Origin of the sequence: Catenovulum agarivorans DS-2 (assembly GCF_000568405.1) — a bacterium.
Taxonomy (GTDB): domain Bacteria; phylum Pseudomonadota; class Gammaproteobacteria; order Enterobacterales; family Alteromonadaceae; genus Catenovulum; species Catenovulum agarivorans_A.
Window position 1 is genome coordinate 43,126 of record NZ_ARZY01000015.1, and the last position, 24,900, is coordinate 68,025.

The following is a 24,900-nucleotide window of genomic DNA, read 5'->3' on the forward strand; positions in this document are numbered from 1 at the left end:
GGCAACAATGTGGCAATTGTTCTGCTTCGCTTGTGTTGGTTCATGCATCGGGTATATTGCGTTAAAAACAACTCTTTTAGATGATTGAATTATAAACAAAGATCAGCAGGCCCTAGGATGTCAGTTAAAAAACACATTGCTATTATCGAAGATGAAGCTGCATTGCGAGACAATTACGCTAGTTTATTGCGTCAACATGGTTATTTAGTTGACTGTTATGCTGACCGACCTACCGCCGAGCAAGGTTTGGCTGATAACATGCCGCAACTTGCCATTATCGATATTGGTTTAAAAGATGAATACGAGGGCGGTTTTGCCCTTTGCCAGTGGTTACGCAGTCGTTCACAACAAGTGGCTATCATGTTTTTAACCGCGCGTGATTCAGATATAGATACAATTACTGGGCTGCGAATAGGTGCTGACGACTATTTAAATAAAAACATTAGTTTGGTGCATTTGACCGCGCGGATAAATGCGTTGTTTAGGCGGATGCAGGCACTCAATCAATCATTGGCGCAGCAGCAAACCAAAGGGATTGAATTGGGAGCATTGCGGGTTGATTTAGATAAAATGCAAGTAAGCTGGCAAGATAATATGCTGGATTTAACGGTAACAGAGTTCTGGATGTTACATAGTTTGGTTAAACACCCAGGCCATGTACGCAACCGTAGTCAGCTAATGCAAGATGCGCATATGGTCGTTGATGATACTACAATAACGTCGCACATTAAGCGCATTCGACGTAAATTTGAACAGCTAGATAGCCAATTTCAACAAATAGAAACGGTTTATGGTATGGGCTATCGCTGGAAAGTGTAATGCTAAAAAAACTATTTTCTTTAAAAAGTAAACTGCTGCTGTTATCTAGCTGTATGTTGCTACTGCCATTGTTGGGGTATCAATATGTATCTGAAATGGAAAACTTTCTACGAGCAGGGCAAGAGCAAACTATGTTGGGCACAGCCAAAGCGGTTGCGACCGCATTGCATGAGCGGCCAGCGCTATTTGATCAATCCGCTGCATATCAACAACAAGTGATCCCAAGTCGCGATTTATACGCCTATGCGTTGCCGGCGCCAGTCAAATTGGACGGTCATTTAACCGAATGGGCGAGCTTAGATAAATACCAGCAACAATATGATCATGCACATCGTTTAGCTATATTCGATAATGCAGCAAAATCTACCGTTAGTTTTAGCCAAAAGGTCGGCCAGTATCAGCAACATTTATATTTGGCCATAGCAGTTAAAGACAACTATGTGGTAGCAAGGGCGCCGAATAGTTATGCAGTGGATAAAAACGACTATTTACAAATTTCAATTTTTCGACCCGAAACAGGACTGCAACGATATATTTTTGCTGCCCAAGCTCATCCAAATTTAGATTTATACACTCAAGGTCAGTGGGTGAATGCATTTGCGGTCGACGATAACAACCGTGCAGAATTGCCTGAAAAGCAAGTGCAAGGCTATTGGCGCAATACAGCACAAGGCTACAATTTAGAGCTTAGGTTGCCAATTAGCTGGGTGGGGGCAAAAGTTGGTTTTGCCATTTTTGATGTCGACAATTCAACTACTCAGCAATTGGTTGGCGCAATAGGTAATGCTGATGAACTGGGAACCATTTTGGTGCCTTCGCCCGAAATCGATGCGATAATTAAAGGCTTGAGTTATCACAATTCGCGCATATGGGTGGTGGATAAACATGGTAGAGTGTTAGCTCGCAGTGGTGATATTCAGCAAGCGAGCACAAGCTATCACACTAGCAATACTTCGGCTAAATTTTTGCAGCAGGTACAAAAGTTACTGCAACCAATATATGACGCAGTTTTGACTCACCCGTCTAAAATCTTTATCGACCAGTTAAAAGATGCGGTCAAGATTGAAGACCAAGCACTCAAGCAAGCACTGCAAGGTCAAGCTGACACAGCATGGCGATTAACCCCAGATAAGGCGGCTGTTATTCTATCGGCTGCTCACCCTATTTATATTGACGGACAAGTTTTAGGAGCCGTGGTGATTGAAGAAACCACTCATGGCATACGTACTTTGCGTAATCAAAGCTTGCAAAACTTATTTAATCAGATGGTATTACTGTTATTGGTTGGCAGTTGCATCTTTTTATTGTTTGCGCTGCGTATATCTGGGCGTATTCAAAACCTGAAGAAACAGCTCGGTTCTGCGGTTGATGCGCAAGGGCGAATTTTAGCTAAGGTTAAACCAGAAAAACAGTTAGATGAAATAGGTGATTTATCCCGTTCGGTCAGTGACTTGGTTGAACGATTGAGTCAATACAATCGTTATTTAGAAAGCATGTCGTCGCGCATGTCGCATGAATTTAAAACGCCCATCGCAATTATTGCATCTAGTTTAGAAGTGTTAAAAGCGGAACAAACGCAATTACAGGACAGTGAATTTTTTCAAAGAGCAGAACAAGGCATGCATAGGCTTAATTGTATGTTGGCGGCAATGACAGAAGCGACACGTTTAGAGCAGTCAATCCACCACCCAAACTATTTGGCACAAAAAGAAGCGTTTGATTTTGCGACTGTTGTGCAAGGTTGTGTTATGGCGCATCAGCAAACGTTCCCCAACCAAGTGTTTAAACTAATTGAATTGCCAGGAGATTACCAAGTGATAGGTAGCCCTGATTTGATTGTGCAAATGCTCGAAAAAATTCTCGCTAATGCCATTGATTTTGCTAAAGCAGATAGTGAAATTGAAATTAGATTAATTCGAGATAAAAAGCAGCTAAAACTCACGATATTTAATCAAGGCGCTTTATTGCCTGAGCAGATGGCGGCTAATTTGTTTAACTCTATGGTATCGGTGCGCGACAGCAACAGCCAGCAAGCACACCTCGGGTTAGGTTTGTATATTGCTAGATTAGTCAGTCAATTCCATAATGGTCAAATTCGTGCCTACAACCAAGATCAACCACAGCAAGGTGTAGTGATTGAATTTGTGATGGGGCTAGTTAACTAATTTGCGTGTATACTCTTGACTAATTCCACGGTTACAAAACAATATCAGTTTGCTTGTTAATTCTTATGGTTAAACTTTTCTCCGCTACACATAAAAAAAACACTAAACAACCCAAAGCCATTGAAGTAATTATTGATGGTATTAATCATCAAGGGCATGGGGTTGCACGTCATCAAGGTAAAGTCTGTTTTGTTGAAGGTGCACTACCTGGCGAAACATGGCGAGCCAAAGTGGTCGAAGACAAAAAGCACTTTATTCAAGCACAAGGCCTTAAGTGTCTAACGGCCTCTGCTGATAGACAAACGCCACCGTGCAAATGGGCGGAAACCTGTGGTGGCTGTCAATTGCAACACATGCAACCTCAGGCACAAATAACCGCCAAACAGTCCTTTGTTGAAGGTTTATTTAGCAAAGTGAAATTGCACACTTTGCCTTGGCAAACAAATTTGCAAGGTGATGACTTACATTATCGCAACCGTGTGCGTCTAGCAGCGTGGTATGAAGGTAAGCAAGACAAATTACACATCGGTTTTCGACAGAAACGCAGTAAAAAATTAGTTGCAGTTGATAGATGTTTATTGGCAGCTAAACCATTTGAAACAATACTGTCAGCTTTGCGTTTGCAACTAGATTCACTAAAAGACAAAAAGTATGTGCAACATGTTGAATTGCATCAAGTCGACCCTTGGTCGATTATTGTCTTGCGTGTCGCCCAACCCTGTTGTCGCGAGGATATTCAGCGATTAACTCAATTTTCCGAGCAAAATAATTGTGTGGTTTTTGTGCAAAGTGGCACAAGCCCTGCTTTGCCCATAGATGGAGTTGCGCGGGAACTAAGTTATTCTATTCTAGGTCTAAAGATGCATTTCGAGTTAGCTGACTTTATTCAAGTTAACCACCAAATGAACCAGCAAATGATTGAGCAAGCGATCAGTTGGTTAGACTTGCAACCCAGCGATAAAGTTTTAGATTTATTCTGTGGCAGTGGTAACTTCTCATTACCTATTTCTCAACATTGTCAATTTGTTGCAGGGATTGAAGGGAGTGAATCAGCGGTACAGCGTGCCCAGCACAATGCTCAAACAAATCAACTTAAAAACTGTCAGTTTTCGACTAAAAATTTGGCCGAGCAAGCAGAGCTAAAACAGATTAATTGGGGGGAATATGATAAAATATTGCTTGATCCTTCCAGAGATGGCGCGGCTTTGTTATGTCAGCAGGCACATAATTGGCAAGCTAACTCGGTGTTGTATATTGCGTGTGATGCAAACTCACTCGTAAGAGACAGTCAGTTTTTAGATGACGCTGGGTATAAAATTAGCAAAATAGCACTGGTTGATATGTTTCCGCATACTGCGCATGTTGAAACAATGGCTTTATTCAAACGAGTTTAACGGTAGTTATTATGGTTTCAGTACGACAATCGCATGACAAAAACAAAAAATTCTTAGCGTTTTCGGATTGGATTGAATCGATCGAATTCTCTGACGATGTACGCAAACAGGCGGTTGAAAACTGTTATACATTATTGGAAGAATTAGACCCTAGCCCATTAATGCTGAGCATTTCGCGAGAGCTAGTTGAAATACTGTCGACGCTCAATATGGACAGCGAAACATTGATCGCCGCCATGCTTTATCCATATTGGCAACGTAAACTGATAAGCGAAAAAGCCATAACCTCGACATTTTCGAAAACAGTGTACGACTTAGTGCATGGTATTGAACAAATGGCTGCTATCCGCATTTTACACCATCAAAAACGAGGTGAATTGTCGACGGAACAAGTAGACAATATTCGGCGTATGTTGTTGGCTATGGTTGAAGATGTGCGTGCGGTTGTGATCAAGCTGGCCGTATGTATTATCGAATTGCGCTTAGCCAAAAACGCAGATGAGGAAACTCGAGTTTTAGCCGCTAAAGAAGCTGCTACTATCTACGCACCACTTGCAAACAGGCTTGGTATTGGCCAAATCAAATGGGAAATCGAAGACTATTGTTTCCGTTACCAACATCCAGAAACATACAAAAAAATTGCCAGTATGTTGGATGAAAAGCGCAAAGACAGAACCAGTTATATTCGCCAATTTGTTAAAGAAGTGCGCGCATCGTTAGCTGAACACAATATTCAAGGTGAGGTGTTTGGCCGACCTAAACATATTTATAGCATCTGGAAGAAGATGCAAAATAAAGATTTATCGTTTGAGCGCCTATTTGATATACGTGCAGTGCGGATCTTATTGGAAAGCAAATTAGATTGTTATCAAGCAATGGGGATAGTGCATAGTAAGTGGCGACCTCTTTCAAAAGAATTTGATGACTATATTTCTGCACCCAAACCTAATGGTTACCAGTCTATTCACACTGTTGTTATTGGTCCTAAAGGCAAAACCGTTGAAGTGCAAATTCGCACACACCAAATGCATGAAGAATCTGAGTTAGGTGTGGCTGCGCATTGGCGTTATAAAGAAGGTACCGCCAATGGCAAAGAAGATGGCTACCAAGAAAAAATAAACTGGTTACGTAAATTATTGCAATGGCAAGAAGATGTTAACGGTAATGGTGACATGCTTGAAGAGCTACGTAGCCAAGTGTTTGAAGATAGGGTGTATGTATTTACCCCTAAAGGTGATGTAGTTGACTTACCACAGGGCAGCACACCGTTAGATTTTGCCTATTATATCCATAGCAATGTCGGTCATTGCTGTATTGGCGCTAAAATATCAGGTCGAATTGTGCCTTTTAGTTATGTCTTGCAAAACGGCGATCAAATTGAAATTTTGACCAGCAAAGAGCCTAATCCAAAACGTGATTGGTTAAACCCGAGTTTAGGTTACCTAAAATCGACTCGAGCGCGTGCCAAAGTTCATCATTGGTTTAAACAGCAAGACAAAGAAAAGAACTTGCATGAAGGACGTGAGTTATTAGAAGCCGAATTGAAGCGTTCAGGCTTAGTGTTAACTGATGCAGAACAGGCGGTTAGTCGATTCAATATGCATAGCATGGACGATTTGTTGTCTGCTGTAGGGGGTGGAGATATCGGCCCTAGTCAAATCATAAACTTTATACAGAGCAAACAGCAAAAAGCCAACAATGATATTGATGAGCGTTTGTTGAGCAAGCTTGAATCTAACCGACCTAGAGAAGCAAATGCTCAAGGTATTATTGTTCAAGGTGTCGGTAACTTGTTAACTTATATGGCTAAATGCTGCGAGCCAGTAAAAGGTGATGTTGTCTCTGGTTATATCACTCATGGTAAAGGGGTATCTGTTCATCGCAGCGATTGTGACCAGTTAGCACAAATGTTAGAGCAGCACCCTGAACGGGCAGTAGATGTTGAATGGGGTGGCGCAGATTCGCAAGGTTATCGAGTGACAGTACGGGTAGTTGCCGAAGATAGATCAGGATTGTTACGTGATATCACCACCATACTGGCAAATGAAAAGGCTTATGTGTTAGGTGTTCGCAGCCATTCAGACGAGAGCAAACAAGAAGCGGCAATTGATATTGATATGTCGGTACCGCATGTTGATAGCTTAACTAAACTCTTGTCTAAAATCAGTCAACTATCAGGTATTTTTGAAGCGACACGGTTGAAATCTTAATGCAAAAAGACTTTTATTCTATAGAAGATCTTCAAACAATTATGCAGGCTCTTCGGACGCCTGAAACGGGTTGTCCTTGGGATCTTAAACAAACATTTTCTTCAATTGTATCGCATACACTCGAAGAAGCCTACGAAGTTGCTGACGCAATAGAAAGGCAAGATTTTGCAGAGCTAAAATACGAGCTAGGTGATTTACTTTTTCAAGTTATTTTTTATAGCCAACTGGGCAAAGAACAAGCCTTATTTGATTTCCCCGAAGTGGTTGATGGCATTTGTAAAAAACTTATTCGCCGTCACCCGCATGTATTTGCTGATGCAAAATTGGCAACAGACGCAGAAATTAAAGCCAATTGGGAAAAAGAAAAAGCGAAAGAGCGAGCCGAAAAGTCATCAAACACGCACAATAGTGTTTTAGATGATGTGCCGAATAATCTTCCTGCACTTTCACGAGCGAATAAGCTACAAAAACGCTGTGCAAGTGTCGGGTTTGATTGGCCGCAAATTAATCAAACTATAGCCAAAGTTAAAGAAGAAATAGCTGAACTTGAAGTCGAAATTGCCGCCAAACAGCAAGATAAAGCGGCGGAAGAGCTCGGTGATTTAATGTTTGCACTGGTTAATGTAAACCGACAACTTAAAATTGATCCAGAAACGACATTGCGTAAAGCTAATCAAAAGTTTGAAAAAAGGTTCAGACAAGTTGAGTTGCTGGCACAGCAAGTTTATCAACAAAATATAGATGAATTGACACTAGAGCAAATGGAAAGTTTGTGGCAAAGTGTTAAACGACATCAAGCCCTTTGATCTAACTGATCTTTTCAACTATTGTTAATCAACACGTTTCGCCAATTTAGGAAGTGCCAGTGCCTAGACTCAATACCTTGATCTTTATAGCTGTATTTTTAGCGATAAGCTACAAAATTATAGAGCCCATGTTGTTTGAAGAAACTAAAGAAAAAGAAAAGAAAGACAAACAAGAGCAGCCAATACAGCAGTCAACAACCGTAAAAGTTGACCCGAAGCTGATGTATATTCAAGAACGCCTGTCGGAAGATATGCCCAAGTTGTATTCTTGGCAACGATTGTTGCATTTAAACGATGCATCCCAACGTGAACCTTTTCAACGTTATGCCGATGAGTGGCTGGATGTAAATCCGCAGCAGTTATTCAAATATGCATTTAAGGGCAACAAAAAAGTTGTCGATGGCTCAATACAGCAAAAACTCTTGTTTCGAATTGTGAAGGTATATCCTGATCACTACATGCAGTTGTTAGGTGAATTATTGCCTGCTGGCTACGTCGAGCAATTGGATATTCATCTTGCTTTAGGTTTGTATCAACTAAACACTGGGCCTGCTACCCGCAATTTACTTGAGTTAGCCAATTTTCAGCAATTACCTAATGAGGTGGCGGATGAGTTTATTGGTAAAATTTTTAACCAAGATTATTTAGCGGCAAAAGCTTGGTTTGAACAAACCCCTAAGTTTAACCAGGTTGAAGTGTATTTAGACTATGTTGATGAAAGAACTCGACAATACCAAAAATCTCAGCAACAAAGCCAAACCGTGAGCCAATAACAAATACGCAAAAATGAACTATGCTTAAAATTAAACACTTAATAATTTTAGGCATCTATGATTTTTACTAGCTGGATTAGTGCCACAGTTTTAACCACAGTTTTTTTATTTAGTTCGGCAATAGTGCGTAATTGCGCGCCAGGTAATACGCGCCGCATTCGCCGAGTTGCCTTTTTTTGTTTATCTTATCTATTTGCTGTTGCTGGCTTCCAACTGGCTATAGGGCTAGAACTCGAAACAAATACGATTTCGCAAACGGCGGAAAATCTGTGTTTTTTATTGGGCTGGCTAACCATAGTTGAAGTCTTTTCCATTTTGGTCTTTAAGCTCATCTTACCTAAACTAGGCCATCACTTACCCTCATTGGTCACAGAATTGTTTTTAGGCATTTCGATTGTCATCCTTTTGATTATTACCTTAAAAAACTTTGACGTTGACACCACAAGTATTGCCGCGACATCTGCGGTTATTACTGCAATTTTAGCCATAGGTTTACAAGCAACTTTGGGCAATGTTGTTGGTGGTTTAGCATTGCAGCTTGATCGGTCGATTCGTATTGGTGACTGGATTGAGTTAGAAAACGGCAAGCAGGGGCGTGTTCAAGAAATACGTTGGCGGCATACTGTGTTGGAAACTCGTGATTGGGACACTTTAGTTGTGCCTAATTCGTCACTGTTAGCGGCGAATATCATTATTTTAGGCAAGAAAGAAGGGCAGTCTCGTAAACATAGAATGTGGGTGTATTTTGCGGTCGACTTTAGGTTTAATCCATCCTTTGTGATTGGCAAAGTTGAAAAGGCCATTCAGGCACCGCCGATTATTCCGAATATGGCACCATTCCCAAAGCCAAACTGCATATGCTATGACTTTGTCAAAGAACATCATAATAGTTATGCCATTTATGCGATTCGTTATTGGTTAACCGATTTGCAGGAAGACGATCCCACAAACTCCTTGGTGCGCAGGCGTTTATATGCTGCCTTGCAACGTGCGAAAATTCCTATGGCGATTCCTGCTGCACAAATTTTTGTTGAAAAAGACAATAATGAACGCCGAGAGCGCAAAGCGCGTAGTGAAATTGAAACGCGAATTGAAGCGTTAAAGCAAGTTGAGTTTTTAAATGGTTTAACTGCCAAAGAGTACGCGCAGCTTGCCAAAAGCTTACAACCTGTTTTGTACTCTAAAGGTGAAAATATTATGGTGCAAAACGATAATGCTCATTGGTTGTATATTATGACTGAGGGTGAGGTTGAAGTTTGGGTGAGTGTACGTGGACATAAACGTAAAGTGACAGAAATGTCAGCGCCTACTTTTTATGGTGAAATGGGCTTAATGACGGGTGAACCACGCAGTGCTACTGTGGTTGCTGTTTCTGATGTGAAGTGTTATCGCTTGTTCCGTGATGCATTTCAAAAAATTCTTCACGATAGGCCGGCTATGGCGGAGGAAATTTCTTCTATTTTGGCGGCGCGTGAAGTGGAAACTCAATCGGTTAAAGAGCAGTTGGATGAGGAATCGCATAATGAGCGAGTGACTCAAGCATCTGTGCATATGTTAGATAAAATCACCTCGTTTTTTGGCTTAACCGATTATAGGGATTATGAGTAGATACAAAAGCGCGATTTAAGCCTGTGCCATAGAAGTTCAAGCTGGTTGGGATATTTTTTGCAAAATCGCTGCAAGGCCATCCATGGCCCGCTCTCAAACGGTATCCCTACCGATTGGAAGTTTTGCAAAAAACACTCCCAACCATCTTTCACAGAGCTGATAATGCTATTTTTTTGTTATTTCACTCATACTGAGTATATTTATGCTGGACTATTCCTGCTGCGCTGGCGAAAGTTTGAAGATGGACACTCGAATGCTGATTTTCTAAAACTTGGTAAAACAGGAATGTTTTACGAGAGCGACCATGGATGGTGTACAGCGTTTTTAGAAAGTTATGCTTCGAGTGGCCATTCAGATGCACCACTTGAAGCACTACTTTATCTATAGGTTCTAAGCTTTTTTGACAAATTCAGATTTAAGCATCATCTGCCCAATGCCATCAATTTTACAATCAATGTTGTGGTCGCCATCAACCAAGCGGTTAATTTTTACCTTAGTGCCAATTTTAGCAACAGACGACGAGCCTTTTACTTTTAAATCTTTAATTAAAGTAACTTGATCACCATCTTGCAAAATATTGCCATGCACATCTTTAACCACTAACCCTTCGTCATCGACAGGATCTGCATCTGACCATTCATGAGCGCATTCAGGACAAATATATAAAGACTGATCTTGGTAGGTGTATTCCGATCCGCATTGTGGGCAAGGTGGCAAAGTATCTGACATAAAAAATCCTAAAATTTAAACTAAGCGCTCAGAATTGGCACTCAATAATTAACCCAGAATCTGGGCAAATAAAAATGGCGTTGTGATTTTTAATCAACAACGCCATCAAAACTATAATAATTAGCCAGCTTAGGGCTAATTATAAAATTTATTCAGCAGCGGCTTCGCGTGCTTCACAGGCTTGTAAAGTATTGGAAATAAGCGTCGCAACTGTCATTGGGCCAACACCACCAGGTACAGGGGTTATAAAGCTCGCTTTATCAGCAGCGACAGAATATTCAACGTCACCGACTAACTTGCCCGTGCTTAAACGGTTAATACCTACATCAATTACTAATGCGCCAGGTTTAATCCACTCACCAGGAATAAATTCAGCTTTACCAACAGCAACTACCAATAAATCAGCGCGGCGTACATGGCTTTCTAAATCTTTAGTGAATCTATGCGTAACTGTCGTTGTGCAACCAGCAAGCAATAACTCTAATGCCATAGGGCGACCAACAATGTTTGATGCACCCACAATAACAGCTTCCATACCTGCGATATCTTGACCTGTACTTTCAATTAATTTGGTAATACCAAATGGCGTGCACGGGCGTAATACAGGAATACGCTGGGCTAAACGGCCAATGTTGTATGGGTGGAAACCATCAACATCTTTTTCAGGTGCAATGCGCTCAATAACTTGGGTGGCATCTAAACCTTCAGGTAGCGGTAATTGAACCAAAATACCATCAATTTCATCATCTTGATTTAATTGGTCTACTTTAGCTAACAATTCTTCTTGGGTTGTTGTTGCGGGTAAGTCGTAAGATTTACTCACAAAACCAACATGATCACAGGCGTTGCGTTTGTTAGAAACGTAAACTTGTGAAGCTGGATCAGCACCCACTAAAATAACCGCCAAACCCGGTGCTCTTTTACCGGCGGCAATACGAGCATCTACTGCTTCTTTTACTTCTGCTCGTATGTTTAAAGCGATACTTTTACCGTCAATTATTTGCGCTGTCATTGATTGCCTGTCTCTGTCTAAAATGGTTGAAGCGGATACCCAAGCAGCTTGGGTATCTAGTTACATGCGCGTATTGTCGCATGAAATTTAAGATTAATCAGCTTGTTGTTTTAACAAATATAAAAAGTCTAATGCCTGCCTTGGTGTCATACTATCTGGGTCGCAGTCAGCCATCATTTCAGCTAATGGATGTTTGGCGGTTAACCAGTCCATTTGATTATTAGTTGATACTGCTGTGTTGCCTTCAGCACCTTGTGTTTCTGCTTGTAGTGCTGGTTTGTTTTCAAGCTCATGTAATTTACTTTTAGCTTGGTGAATAACATTCTTCGGCACACCAGCAAGTGACGCAACTTGTAAACCAAATGAGCGATTAGCCGCGCCTTCTTGCACTGCATGCATAAAGGTAATGCTGTCACCGTGTTCAATGGCATCTAAATGCACATTGGCTACTGTTGGTAATTGCTCGGTTAATTGAGTCATTTCAAAATAATGGGTGGCAAATAAAGTAAAGGCTTTTAGTTTACGCGCTAGGTTATCTGCACATGCCCAAGCAAGTGATAAACCGTCATAGGTGCTGGTACCCCGGCCAATTTCATCCATTAATACTAAACTGTATTCGGTGGCATTGTTGAGGATATTGGCGGTCTCGGTCATTTCTACCATAAAAGTTGAACGACCGCTGGCGAGATCGTCAGATGCGCCAATGCGGGTAAATATTCTGTCAATTGGACCAACAACCACTTGGTCAGCAGGGACAAAACTACCGATATAGGCCATCAAAGCAATTAATGCTGTTTGGCGCATATAAGTTGATTTACCACCCATGTTTGGCCCAGTAATGACTAACATGCGGCGTTGTTCATTTAACTCAACAGGGTTCGCAATAAAAGGCTCTGAGGATAAAACCTCAACAACGGGGTGGCGGCCACCACTGATATGGATGCCTGCTTTGTCACTGAATTGGGGTCGACAATAATTCAGTGTTTCTGCGCGTTCTGCTAGGTTATTTAATACATCTAACCGCGCAATTAAATCAGAAGTGTTTTGCAGGGCACTGACTTTTGGGGCAAAAATATCAAACAACTGTTCGTACAATTGTTTTTCAAGCGCAAGTGCTTTGCTTTGCGCAGTGAGAACTTTGTCTTCTAACTCTTTAAGCTCTGGTGTTATAAAACGTTCAGCGTTTTTAAGTGTTTGTCTGCGGGTATATTCAACAGGTGCTTGTGCTGCTTGCGCGCGGCTAATTTCAATAAAAAAGCCGTGTACTTTGTTATAACCAACTTTTAAAGTATTTAAACCTGTACGCTCGCGCTCACGTGTTTCAATTTGTTCTAAAATACTTTGTGCACCTGCGCTTAATCTGCGTAGTTCATCTAATTCTGCATTATAACCTTCGGCTAATACGCCGCCGTCACGCACCACTACAGGTGGGTTTTCAACAATCGCGCAGTTTAAAAGTTCAGCTAAATCTTCAAAAGCGTGAATTTGTTTGCCGTATTCTTGCAAACGGTTTTCACCTGAATCGGCCAATAAAAATTGAATATCAGGCACAATTGCAAGGGCGTTACGCAAGCGCGAGAAATCGCGTGGGCGTGCTGAACGCAAAGCTATACGCGAGATAATGCGCTCTATATCTCCCACTTGTTTTAGTTGATGTCTAAGCTCAGCATAAATGCCTGAATTCAAGATGCTTTCAATTACATCTTGGCGCTGATTTAAGCGAGTTAAATCACGAATTGGATGGACAATCCAGCGTTGTAATAAGCGGCTCGCCATAGGTGTGGCTGTTTGGTCGAGCACCGACAATAAACTTTGCCCACGTGCGCCCGATAAACTTTGGCTGAGCTCTAAATTACGAATTGAAATCGCGTCTAAAAATAAGTTGTCGGTCAGGCGAATAACCTTCAAGCCACGTAAATGCGGCACGGCGGCTTTTTGGGTGTCTTTGATATATTGTAAAATCGCACCCGCTGCGCCAATGGCTGCGTGTTTATCAGATACACCAAAGCCAGATAGGTCTTTGGTATTAAACTGTTTGGTTAATTGGCGAAACGCTGTATCGGCTTCAAAGTCCCATTCTGGGCGGCGTTTACACGTGTTTACTTCATCCAACAAAGTTAAATTGGCAAAATTATCTGGATACAGCAATTCTGCTGGGCGTGTTTGTTGCAAAAAAGCTTGTAAAGCTTCTGATGAATCTAATTCAGCAACTTCAAATCGACCTGAGGTAATGTCTAAAGTAGCGACCCCAAACATCAATTGTTTTTGCCAAGGTGATTGCACTTCGCACAGCGCCATTAAAATATTATCGCGACGCTCATCTAATAAAGATTCTTCAGTAATGGTTGCAGGGGTTAATACCCGCACAACTTGGCGCTCAACAGGCCCTTTGCTGGTGGCCGGATCGCCAATTTGTTCACAAATAGCTACTGATTCACCCAAAGCGACTAATTTAGCTAAATAGGTATCTACCGCATGGTACGGCACACCTGACATAGGAATAGGTTTGCCGGCGGTTTTGCCTCTGTGGGTGAGTGAGATATCTATCAATTCAGATGCCTTTTTTGCATCATCAAAGAAGAGCTCGTAAAAGTCACCCATACGGTAAAATACTAAGATGTCTTTATACTCTGCTTTTATTTTCAGGTATTGTTGCATCATTGGGGTGTGTTGCTGTTCATTGGTATTTGATTTTATTGTGGTTTCACTCATTTTTTATTATTAACTCTATGATATTTGCCATTTGTTGTTTTTCGGGACTGTCTGTTTTCGACAATGTTGTCCAGTGAAATCCAATTCAATCTAAGATTAAAGAGTAGCTTTTTGGTCTAGCTTTTTGTTTGGTATGATTTCGTAACTAGCCGGGGCGTTAAAAAGCTATACTTTTGCCGTGAAAGGTGCCTACTTTAACCGAAAATATTTAGTTGATCCTCTTATTCAATATAGGGTAACAAAGCTATGAATAAACCTCTACAACCAAGAGCTACCGAAACCATGAAAGCAAGGGATACGCAAAATGCTTATATCACTAGTTAATCTGTGGCTCTGAGGAATTGACGCCACATACGCTCTGCGATCAATGCTTGCTTTAAGCACTTAAAACCCGCTTGTTTAGTCTGGCTCGCAAGGGCTGAATGGCATGTAGAACAAAAGTCGAGCTTAGCGTATAATTAAATTTGTTTTATTGGAGATAGTTATGGCTCAAACAGAAGTTAAAAAAACGCAAGCAACCAAAACGTTTGTACCCAAAATGACTAATTTTGAGATTAGCTCCCGATATGAAGGCTTAACTTTCAAAAAAGAAAATTTAAGTAAATCACTCGAAGAGCTAAAAGCTAAGTATGCGAGATAAATACGGTGTTAGTCAGGACAGCTATTGCTACCTTAATTCAGACGTATTGATCAATAAGCTAAATATTACAACACAAGACAAGCTATCGGACGCAGAACTGGAGTTTACTGCCTATAGGTATAGCCAATACACATCAAAAATAACTTCGCTTACAGAGTTCAATTTTAGTCACCTCAAGTACCTTCATTTGCACTTATTTCAAGATGTTTATCAATGGGCGGGGGAAATAAGAACTGTAGACATATCTAAAGGGAACACTCGTTTTTGTAGTTGTCTGAGAATTGAAGCTGAAGCTAACAAGCAGTTAGCGCGCATTCAGACTTTAGATCCAACGCAATCTCATTTTTTCCAGGAAATTACAGATATTTTCTGTGAGTTAAACGTAATTCACCCATTTCGTGAAGGAAATGGGCGTACTCAACGGTTTTTCTTTGAAGAGCTCTTTTTCTACCTTGGCTACAATGTTGCTTGGCCAGACATATCAAAAGAAGAGTGGATTGAAGCCAACATCAAAGGCTACCACGGCGATTTAGGTGCGTTATGCGATATATTGAATTCAGCTACAGCCAACCACTCTCAGCTATGATTAAACCTCTATGAGTATGACTAAACGTAGATATATTTGTAGATAGTTTAAGTTCAGAGCATGACCGCTTAATCAGTCAAAGTGGTCTATTTACAATTTCACCCTTTGGTGGTTCCGATACTTTAGAATCTCAAATAATAACCGAGCTAGCTGAGCGAGAAGTAGATATTGATGACTCAGAAACACTTCGCCGCTATATTTTTAAAATACATGTTCCTATGGAAAGTGAGGAGGAGCGAAGAGATTGCTTTAAATCTTTGCTTAAGATGAATTTACACCACGCCAGTTTGTACCCAGATTTAATTGGCTCCTCATTACATTGCAATGAAATAGTGAAAGAAACTTATTTGGAAATAGCCGCGTTGAAAGAAAAGAAATGACTCTAGATTAAAGGCGAAATAAGTTTTTGGTTATTTTAAGTGAAAAAGTCACTTTAAAGTTGATTTATTTGCTCTATTTGTTTAATTTTAACTTAATTTAAACGATTTTTTTGGATAACTGATTATGTTACTCCGTTTTTCCGTTGAAAATTTTAAGTCTTTTAAACAAAGGGTTGAGTTTTCAATGTTGCCGAGCCGGGTTAAAAGTCATCCGGCGCATGTAATACGCGCAAAAAATACTAAAGACATCAGCGTATTAAAATCTTCAATTATTTATGGTGCTAATGCCTCGGGTAAATCTAACCTGATTAAGGCCATGCGTCACGCGCAGGCTATGGTTGTTGAGGGAGCAAAGCTAGGTAAAAACCTACCTTACGATCCTTTCCGCTTAGATCAGTCCTGTGCAACACAGCCCACTCGCTTTGAGTTTGAAATTAAAAGCGGTAAACAAAATTACGCTTATGGTTTTAGTGCCGACCATAAAGCTATTTATGAAGAGTGGTTATTCGAAATAAATAAAAGCGGCGAAACCTCAGTATTTGAGCGCTCATTACAGAATAATCAAAGCCAGTTTGATTTTGGACCGTTAAAGTTTAAAAACAAAGAAGATGAGCAGTTTTTGCAATTTACCGCCAAAGGCACACCGACAAATCGTTTATTTTTAGCCGAGTGTTACGAGCGCAATGTATTAACCAATTTAAATTATTTAACAGCGTTTGTGGATGTGAGTTATTGGTTTCATGAAAAGCTGAATATTGTATTTCCTAACTCTAAATATCATGGTTTAGAAATGCAGTTGCATGTAGGCAATGATAATGCCGATATGCTGGCTAGAATACTGAACGAATTTGATACTGGCGTTGCAGGTTTATCGCTTAAAGAAATTGACTTTAATAAAGAGTTACCTGAATTACCAAGCTCGGTTAAGCAAGATATTCTGCAAGAAATTGACGAAAAAGAAGCTATTTTTGTTGCCGGACCACGTAATACCCGCTATCAATTTGTAAGGGACGAAACCAGTCAAGTAAAAGCATTTAAATTAATGACTAAACACTTAGATGCAAGTGGAGAGGAAGTGCTGTTTGATATCTTTCAGGAATCAGATGGTACACAAAGGCTATTAGATATTGCGCCCGGTTTGTTAGATATTTTTTCTAAAGACAAAGTGTATATCATAGATGAAATAGATCGCAGCTTGCATAGTGAAATCACTACGTCGCTTTTAAATACTTTTTTAAATTTAACTTGTGACGTGCAAAGCCAGTTGATTGTAACCACTCACGAGTCAAACTTATTGAACTTGGATTTAATTCGCCGAGACGAAGTTTGGTTTACTCAAAAGGATAAACTAGGCGCTACCAGCTTATATTCACTGGAAGAATTTCAGCCAAGGTTTGATAAAGATATTCGTAAAGGTTATTTAGTTGGCCGCTTTGGTGGTGTGCCTGTTATTAAAGATTTGTTTTCTGAGTTTAAGGGAGCAAATTGTGCCTCGTGAGCGTCGGGACTTTGATCGAATAACGGGTGTTAGAGATCCTTCATTAATCGTAATTGCAATGGAAGGCGCTGAAACAGAGCCTCAGTATTTTAACGCAGTCAGTAAAATAGCTGATGAGAGCAAATCACGTCTTAAATTAAAAATTTTACCTAAGCGGGAAAATGCTGTCAGCGCTGCTAAATATGTTTTAGAGCAAATGAATGATTATAAAAAAGAGTTTGGTATTAAAAAAACGGATGAACTCTGTTTGGTAATTGACAGGGATGCACAGTCTTTAAAAGAGGCGAATCTTGCAGATGTTGCCCGCTTATGTGCAGATAAACAGTATTTGTTAGCGCTGAGTAACCCGTGTTTTGAATTATGGCTATTATTACATCATTTAGATGTGTCGGCAGAATCTGGAGCAGAAAAACAAAGCTTATTAGCAAACAAAAAGCAATTTGCCAAAAATAAACTCAGGCAGGTTATGGGAGGCTATAATCCTGCTAATTTAAACTTGGATGACTTTTGGCCTCAAACCAGAGTTGCGATAGAAAGAGCTAAAGCACTAGATAATTCTCCTAAAGACAGATGGCCAAATGATTTAGGCTCGCGTGTTTATTTAATAATGGATAAAGTGCTTAATATGCTTGAGAGTGACTGATACACTAAAACAGCATAAATTTATAATAATCAGGATGTTGAATGAAGTTTACTGAGTAACAGCTTGAAAAAGCAGTGATTAGGCTTTTGCAAGAACAAGGCTTTAGTTATGTGCGGGGCGATGAGCTTAGCCGAAACAACGGTGATGTGTTAATTAAAGATGATTTGCGCAATTATCTGTTACACAAATATGCTTCGTTCAATATTACTGATAATGAAATTGAAAGCATTGTTCGCAAGCTTGAAGTATTACCCGCGAGTGATTTATACCAAAGCAATAAACAGTTATGTAGCTGGCTAGCCGATGGTTTTGTGTTAAAACGTGAAGACCGCAATCTCAAAGATATTCATGTCAGTCTGATAGACTATTACAACTTATCCAGCGCGCTTGAGCAGTTATTTAAGCCAATACAAGACTTTACCCAAGCAAAAGTTGCAACTAGCAGTCCGCACGCTTTTGATACCAATATTTATAAAATTGTAAATCAGCTCAATATCGAAGGCGCGGATGGTGAAACCCGCATTCCTGATTTAATTTTGTATATTAACGGCTTACCGCTGGTGGTGTTTGAATTTAAAAGTGCTATTCGTGAAGAGCAAGCGACTATATTCAACGCCTTTGAGCAGCTAACTGTGCGTTACAGGCGTGCGATTCCCCAGCTTTTTGTCTACAACGCTTTTTGCGTGATAAGTGATGGCGTAAACAATAAAATGGGCAGTTTATTCTCCCCTTATGAATTCTTCTATGCCTGGCGTAAAATCACTGGCAATGAATCGGTCGAAAAAGACGGGATCAATGCTTTGCATACCATGCTGCAAGGTTTGTTCGATAAAAACAGATTGCGCGATGTGGTTCGAAACTTTGTATTTTTTCCGGATACTAGCAAAAAAGAAATCAAAATAGTTTGCCGTTACCCGCAGTATTACGCCGCACGTAAGTTATTCGCCAATATTAAGTTACACCGCAAACCTGAAGGCGACGGTAAAGGTGGTACCTATTTTGGCGCTACTGGCTGTGGTAAAAGCTACACTATGCAGTTTTTAACCCGGCTATTGATGAAAAGCGTTGAGTTTGGTAGCCCAACGATAGTACTGATTACTGACAGAACTGATTTGGACGATCAGCTTTCGCAACAGTTTAGCAATGCCAAACTTTATATAGGTGATCAGATAATTGAAACGGTTGAAAGCCGGGATGATTTAAGAGCTAAACTTAAAGGCCGTAACAGCGGTGGTATATTTTTAACCACTATTCATAAGTTTACTGAAGACACTAAGTTGCTATCTGAGCGCAGCAATATTATTTGTATTTCAGATGAAGCACATCGCAGCCAAGTTAACCTAGATCAAAAAGTTAAAGTTGATTTCAAAAAAGGGACTGTGACGAAAAGTTACGGCTTTGCCAAACACTTACATGAATCTTTGCCGAACGCGACCTATGTAGGCTTTACCGGCACACCAATTGACGCAACTTATCAGGTTTTTGGTGAAATGGTTGATAGCTACACAATGACTGAATCAGTTAAAGATGAAATAACTGTTCGCATTGTGTATGAGGGGCGTGCGGCCAAAGTTATTTTAGACAATGCCATGCTGGCCAAAATTGAAGAATATTATAAAGAGTGTGCCGAGCAAGGTAGTAACGAGCATCAAATCGAAGAAAGTAAAAAAGCCTCGGCTAATATGAGTGCTATTTTAGGTAATGAAGACAGAATTAAGTTATTAGCGCTCGATTTTGTTCAGCATTATGAAAACCGGGTGAGTGAAGGGGCAAGCGTTAAAGGCAAAGCCATGTTTGTATCGAGCAGCCGTGAGATTGCCTATGATTTTTACAATGCTGTGAAAAATATTCGCCCCGATTGGTTTACGGTTAAACAAGCCGAAAACATTAACCAGTTTAAGCCTCAAGACAGAGATAAAGCGATCAAAGCGGGCACATTAGCCAAACCGATAGAGCAAGTAAAACTGGTGATGACGCGTGGGCAGAATGACTGCAAAGCGTTATGGGATTTACTCGGCGATAAAGCTTATCGAAAAGATTTGGACACCCAGTTTAAGAATCCGGCGTCTAATTTCAAAATTGCCATAGTGGTGGATATGTGGCTGACCGGTTTTGATGTACCTTTTTTAGACACCATTTATATCGACAAGCCAATTCAGCAGCATAACCTGATTCAAACTATCTCACGGGTAAACCGCAAGTTTGAAGGTAAAAACAAAGGCTTGGTGGTTGATTATATCGGCATAAAAGATCAAATGAACAAGGCTTTAGCGCAATATTCTAAAGGTGATTCCATAAACTTTGAGGATATTGAGCAATCTTTGATTGTGGTTAAAGATTATCTGGATTTACTTAATCAAATGTTTAGTCCATTTGATGCTTCAGCTTATTATTCTGGCGACCCAGTCGCTCAGCTGAATTGCCTAAATTGGGCGGGTGATTTTGTATTGCAGAATAAAAAGTTTGAACGCCGCTTTATGGAGTTGGTCAAGCGTTTAAAAGCTGCTTACGATGTGTGTTGTGGCAGCGAAGCATTAACCCAAACGCAAAAAGATACGATTCATTTTTATTTGGCTGTGCGCTCGATTGTTTACAAGCTAACAAAAGGTGATGCACCGGATACTGCACAAATGAATGCCAAGGTGCGTGAAATGATTGCGGATGCTTTACAAGCTGACGGTATTGAAGAAATTATGCAGTTGGGTGAACGCGAAGAAGGCATAGATATTTTTGACGATGACTATTTAGCTAAACTAGAAAAAGTAAAACTGCCCAATACGAAAGCCGAGTTACTGCAAAAACTGTTAGCCAAAGCCATTGGTGATTTTAAGAAGGTAAACAGAGCTAAAGCCATTAACTTTACCAAACGATTTACTGCTTTGGTTGACTTGTATAACCAGCGCAAGGAAGACGAGATATTTGAAAGCAATGTACATGAGGATTTTTCATCTGAAGTATTTAAATTGATTGATGAGCTAAAAGCTGAAATGTCATCATTTGCGGATATGGGCATTAATTTCGAAGAAAAAGCCTTTTACGACATTTTAAAAACCTTAGCTGAAAAATACCAATTTGAATATCCAGAAGATAGTTTGCTGACATTAGCTAAAGAAGTTAAAACCGTGGTTGATGACAAGGCAAAATATACTGACTGGTCTGATCGAATCGACATTAAAGCTGAATTGAGGGCTGATTTAATTGTACTGCTTGCCAAACATGGTTATCCGCCAATTGATCGCAATGAGGTTTACAAAGAGATTTTTGAGCAGGCAGAAAATTTTAAGAAGCATAGAGCGAGTTAGTTGGCACAATTTTTAAATTAGATAACAACTTATACCATTTATATTTTGAGGGTACAGAATGGCTGTGCAACGCTGAATTTTGGCACTTCCCCCCTTGACGAAGATGTTAATAGTTCATGCCAAATGGTTATTGTGGCAGCGGAGTTAGACGAAAGTACAGAGCGCATCATTAATTATTTAAATGATAAAGCCAGCGTTGCTGTTAATGCGGTGTTTTTCTCTGTGTTTCAAGATGGCTCAAACCAATATTAAAGTCGCTCTTGGATGATTGACCATTGAAACGGAAGAATATGCAGTTAATGCAGCCAAGCTCGGAGAATGGAACCATGAGTTTTACGCTAGCTCTGGAGCAGGCGGTAAAAAGTGGAGTGACGCTGTAAAATATGGATTTATTTCAGCTGGTGGTGGTAAGTTGCAAGTAAACTCTCGAGCTGAAGCTACAGTTAAAGCGGTTAATTTAAAGATTGATTGACCCAAAGTAACCCCTTGTTTATGGGGGATACTTTAAACTAAAGCTACATTAATATTGTTGTGACATAGGAAAAATAGGATTTGTCATGACAATTTTACCCTTTTATCGGCTTATACCCGCTATAGGACTTGGTGTTCTAATATCAGCTTGTTCATCAGATAAACGCGTTGACATTGAATCACCTGAACCGGATCCAACCATAACAGTCTCTTTAAATGGCACTGCGGCCGTAGGGCAAGCAATCGTAAACGCTACTATAACCGCAACTTGTCAAAACGGATCGGGTTTTACAGTTTCGCCCGTAGTTACCGATGACAAGGGAAAATGGAGTGGTGAAGTCGATAGCCAACAACTACCTTGTTTACTTGAGTTGGCTGGAGGTGAGCCCGATATACAATTGTCGAGTATGGCATTTTCAGCTGGCACAGTGAATATTACACCACTGACGCATTTATCTCTGATTAAGGCTAGTGCAGATGCCAATCTAGCGTGGAAAGATAATGTTGCTATGTGGCCCAATAAAAATCAAATTGAAGCGGCAGCTTCAAGTGTATTGGATGTATTCGAATCTAAAAATTATATTGATGAAGAACTCGTGGGTAGTCCTTTCTCAACCGAGTTCGAAGCAGATGGAACCGGCTGGGATAGACTACTTGATAATATCCTCACCCTTGTATCGGATTCAACTAATCAAATAGATGATTATCAATCCTTAGGGCAAATTTTGATAAATGATGATCTGGAACGTTTACCTGTTTACACCAGTACAACGCCCACAGAGCCAACAGAACCGACGCCTAATGAGGAATTACTCAATCAACTTAACGGAATTGCGTTTACGCTTGATGGGCATACTTGGATTATAAATCAGCCTTTTATCCCCTCGTCTAATTATCAAAGTACTAATCGGCATATTCGTGCCAACAACTTTATCGGTGATGTTATTTTAGACGAGAGCTCATTTAAGGGAGATGAATTGGCTTGGGCGCAAGTTACGTTAGCTCATGGCTTATGGGGAAAACAAAATTGTAGTGCGGACACTGGACTTACTTTATTAACCGTTAATAACGACGGTGAAGTTCCTGTGCAAAAAATTTGGAGTGCGACCGAGTGTGAATTGCAGGTTGATTACCATATTGGCAATGGCGCAAGTGAGGGGCGTATTGTCAGCGCTAAGCTGGTTAATGACAAAGATCAGACAGAAGCAGTATTGACTGACGGGCAGTTTCGTATTTTTGTGCATCCAGGAAAAACAGGAGAAGTACCTACTTCTTTGGCTGACGACGTTTGGATGTCTGTTGCAATAGATAAAGGGACTGCGGAACTGAAGTCGGGATACTTTTTAATGTCTGATAAATATTCAACTAAGTTAACGGAAGATGGTTCTCATCCTGATCACCAAATTAGTATCTCCCTAGATAGTAGTTCTGCTTTAGAAAGTCGTGAGCCTGGAAGTTATACCTGTGGTGTTGACCCTATCAGTTCTGTCAATATGACGCTCAAAATGGGGTTTAATAATGCATACGTTTTTAGCACGAAAAATGGCGGAGACTCTGAAGGGAAATGCAGCTTTAACATAGATAGTAGCTCTGGGCGAAAATTTGAAGGCAGCTACACTGCAACCCTAATTGCGCAAGCAGCTAACAATGATATCGATATGGATGCTACAGAAAGAACAATTACGATAAGTGGTCGAATCCGGAACTTTATTACACAAGCGTTTGTTGCAAACAATAATGGAAACGAAGGTGATTTAGCTACTGATGTCGCAGGCCTTAGCATGAAAATAGAAGAGGGGAACACTCACTTTATACAAGGGCAAAGCTTTTTATTGGTAGATGATCTAAGTGAAACCAGTGGTCATATCGTTCACTACGAGTGGAAAAAAACGGATGAACATATCGCGCCATTACGTATGACTTTCTCTGGTTTGCCACTCAGTGTTGGTAGTTATGTTTGTAATGAAATAGTGGGTGATCAGCAGCTTAGTATGAGTCTTGGAACCAATGTTAATATTCCCTACAGCACGTCATTCACTCAAGGTGGGGTGCAGCAATTAAACGATGGAGCTTCTTGTTCTGTTGATGTTACGAATATTGGTACGGGTAGTATAGAAGGAACTTATACCGCTACATTAGTCGCGCGTAATGTTGCTCCAATGCTACCTGAGCAGGATGCTACTATTTCTATTTCAGGTAAATTCCGCCACTTCTATACGGAAGATCAAGAGCCAACAGAACCTGATCCTATAGATCCTGCACCGACAGACCCAAGCGACCCAACACCTAAAGATCCTGAACCTGGCTCTTTGCAAGAGCCTATAGGTAAAGCCGTTTTTGGGGATAATGCCAGCCCAACTAGTGAGGAATTTATCGCATTAGTGTCAAACACTTGGCCTGTTGCAATTTATCAGGTGCCGGATTCTAACCCCGAATGGTACGGGAAAGGCTCACTAACTATCAGTGGTACTAGCAATTCTTGGAATATGGAATTAAGAGGGGCGGACAACAGCGTTATTTCAAGCCTTAATTCTAGTAATGCTTTTACCAATGCATTAACTCCTTTTTACAAACAAGATCTTGGTGTTTTAGTCGTTTATCAACCTGGGCAGATTTTTATTAACAAAGGCACGGACATTACACAGTACATGACGAGCTTTTTCTACCAGAATTCCGGATTGATTGAGGGCAGTGCGGGTGGCAATGCGGAAGTTAAATTCCGTAATAGTGTTGAAGCCTACGGTACTGGAGTTCCTGATATTTTTAATACTTTAGCGGGTACTTGGACTGCCAATGTTAATGTGTATTGTGACGGCCCATTTGGCGCACCGACAGCCGTGACGAATACAGCCACAATTACCAATGGTGGGGTAATTACGTTAGATGGAAAAACGCAGTTATGCGGCAATACGCTTCCTCAAACATTTGCGTGGGAAGGACTCAATGACTTTTTAATAATCGACCCAGAAGAAAACGATGGTTCTTACATAATGCAGATTGATGCGCAGAATTTAACCAAAGTTGGAAATGGAAAAATACAAATACGCTTTAACCCTGATATGACAGTGAAAAGCATTAGTGGCTTTTTGCCCGAGTTATTTGAGTTAAAAGGTGCGGTTAAGCAGTCGATTTAGATTTTAGCAGCAAATATT

Annotated in this window: 19 protein-coding genes; 16 read left to right on the top strand and 3 right to left on the bottom strand. The window is 40.4% G+C overall.

The features are described 5' to 3' along the window. Window positions 1-117 precede the first annotated feature (117 nt). From pdsR to DS2_RS09355, 8 genes are all read left to right on the top strand, one after another. Complete coding sequence (pdsR, locus tag DS2_RS09320) at window positions 118-819, top strand: proteobacterial dedicated sortase system response regulator (protein WP_035014477.1); 702 nt, start codon at window positions 118-120, stop codon at window positions 817-819. Continuing rightward, window positions 819-2,984, top strand: a complete 2,166-nt coding sequence (gene pdsS / locus DS2_RS09325) for a proteobacterial dedicated sortase system histidine kinase (RefSeq protein WP_035014478.1) — start codon at window positions 819-821, stop codon at window positions 2,982-2,984. Before pdsR ends, pdsS begins: the two co-directional genes overlap by 1 nt. A 65-nt stretch (window positions 2,985-3,049) precedes the next feature. Beyond that, the gene (gene rlmD, locus DS2_RS09330) at window positions 3,050-4,378 is read left to right on the top strand and encodes a 23S rRNA (uracil(1939)-C(5))-methyltransferase RlmD (protein WP_035014479.1); all 1,329 of its coding nucleotides are present in this window, start codon (window positions 3,050-3,052) and stop codon (window positions 4,376-4,378) included. An 11-nt stretch (window positions 4,379-4,389) separates the two neighbouring features. Beyond that, a complete protein-coding gene (relA, locus tag DS2_RS09335; RefSeq protein ID WP_035014480.1) occupies window positions 4,390-6,588 on the top strand; it encodes a GTP diphosphokinase in 2,199 nt (732 codons plus the stop codon). Further along, the gene (gene mazG / locus DS2_RS09340) at window positions 6,588-7,394 is read left to right on the top strand and encodes a nucleoside triphosphate pyrophosphohydrolase (RefSeq protein ID WP_035014481.1); all 807 of its coding nucleotides are present in this window, start codon (window positions 6,588-6,590) and stop codon (window positions 7,392-7,394) included. Before relA ends, mazG begins: the two co-directional genes overlap by 1 nt. Window positions 7,395-7,453: 59 nt before the next feature. Next, window positions 7,454-8,167 (top strand): hypothetical protein, encoded by a 714-nt coding sequence (locus tag DS2_RS09345; RefSeq protein WP_035014482.1) that lies wholly within the window; start codon window positions 7,454-7,456, stop codon window positions 8,165-8,167. Between the two features lie 57 nt (window positions 8,168-8,224). Further along, window positions 8,225-9,775, top strand: coding sequence for a mechanosensitive ion channel family protein (locus tag DS2_RS09350; protein ID WP_051479765.1), 1,551 nt, complete (start codon window positions 8,225-8,227; stop codon window positions 9,773-9,775). 162 nt (window positions 9,776-9,937) lie between these two features. Continuing rightward, a complete protein-coding gene (locus DS2_RS09355; RefSeq protein ID WP_035014483.1) occupies window positions 9,938-10,162 on the top strand; it encodes a hypothetical protein in 225 nt (74 codons plus the stop codon). Between the two features lie 3 nt (window positions 10,163-10,165). Here DS2_RS09355 and DS2_RS09360 read toward each other — a convergent pair whose 3' ends face one another. The 3 genes from DS2_RS09360 to mutS all read right to left on the bottom strand — a co-directional run bounded on the left by DS2_RS09360 (window position 10,166) and on the right by mutS (window position 14,228). After that, on the bottom strand, window positions 10,166-10,504 hold the full coding sequence (locus DS2_RS09360) for a zinc ribbon domain-containing protein YjdM (protein WP_035014484.1): 339 nt from the start codon (window positions 10,502-10,504) through the stop codon (window positions 10,166-10,168). Between the two features lie 148 nt (window positions 10,505-10,652). Next, entirely contained in the window at window positions 10,653-11,516 is an 864-nt protein-coding gene (folD, locus tag DS2_RS09365) for a bifunctional methylenetetrahydrofolate dehydrogenase/methenyltetrahydrofolate cyclohydrolase FolD (protein WP_035014485.1), read from the bottom strand. Window positions 11,517-11,609: 93 nt separating this feature from the next. Further along, entirely contained in the window at window positions 11,610-14,228 is a 2,619-nt protein-coding gene (mutS, locus tag DS2_RS09370) for a DNA mismatch repair protein MutS (RefSeq protein WP_035014486.1), read from the bottom strand. 484 nt (window positions 14,229-14,712) lie between these two features. Between mutS and DS2_RS20705 the strand changes: the two genes are divergently transcribed. The 8 genes from DS2_RS20705 to DS2_RS19845 all read left to right on the top strand — a co-directional run bounded on the left by DS2_RS20705 (window position 14,713) and on the right by DS2_RS19845 (window position 24,882). Continuing rightward, on the top strand, window positions 14,713-14,868 hold the full coding sequence (locus DS2_RS20705) for a hypothetical protein (RefSeq protein WP_200870132.1): 156 nt from the start codon (window positions 14,713-14,715) through the stop codon (window positions 14,866-14,868). Beyond that, entirely contained in the window at window positions 14,858-15,454 is a 597-nt protein-coding gene (locus DS2_RS09375; protein ID WP_035014487.1) for a Fic/DOC family protein, read from the top strand. The genes DS2_RS20705 and DS2_RS09375 overlap by 11 nt, the downstream gene beginning before the upstream one ends. Before the next feature lie 504 nt (window positions 15,455-15,958). Further along, window positions 15,959-17,332: an AAA family ATPase gene (locus DS2_RS09380; protein ID WP_035014488.1), complete on the top strand. Its 1,374-nt coding sequence runs from the start codon at window positions 15,959-15,961 to the stop codon at window positions 17,330-17,332. Further along, window positions 17,322-17,975 (top strand): RloB family protein, encoded by a 654-nt coding sequence (locus tag DS2_RS09385; protein WP_035014489.1) that lies wholly within the window; start codon window positions 17,322-17,324, stop codon window positions 17,973-17,975. The genes DS2_RS09380 and DS2_RS09385 overlap by 11 nt, the downstream gene beginning before the upstream one ends. 74 nt (window positions 17,976-18,049) lie before the next feature. After that, complete coding sequence (locus tag DS2_RS09390) at window positions 18,050-21,277, top strand: type I restriction endonuclease subunit R (protein ID WP_235188574.1); 3,228 nt, start codon at window positions 18,050-18,052, stop codon at window positions 21,275-21,277. Between the two features lie 123 nt (window positions 21,278-21,400). After that, on the top strand, window positions 21,401-21,529 hold the full coding sequence (locus DS2_RS20975; protein WP_268745623.1) for a hypothetical protein: 129 nt from the start codon (window positions 21,401-21,403) through the stop codon (window positions 21,527-21,529). Window positions 21,530-21,545: 16 nt separating this feature from the next. Next, window positions 21,546-21,749, top strand: a complete 204-nt coding sequence (locus DS2_RS09400; RefSeq protein WP_035014490.1) for a hypothetical protein — start codon at window positions 21,546-21,548, stop codon at window positions 21,747-21,749. Window positions 21,750-21,834: 85 nt separating this feature from the next. Further along, window positions 21,835-24,882, top strand: coding sequence for a hypothetical protein (locus DS2_RS19845; protein WP_051479766.1), 3,048 nt, complete (start codon window positions 21,835-21,837; stop codon window positions 24,880-24,882). The last annotated feature ends 18 nt before the right edge of the window (window positions 24,883-24,900 follow it).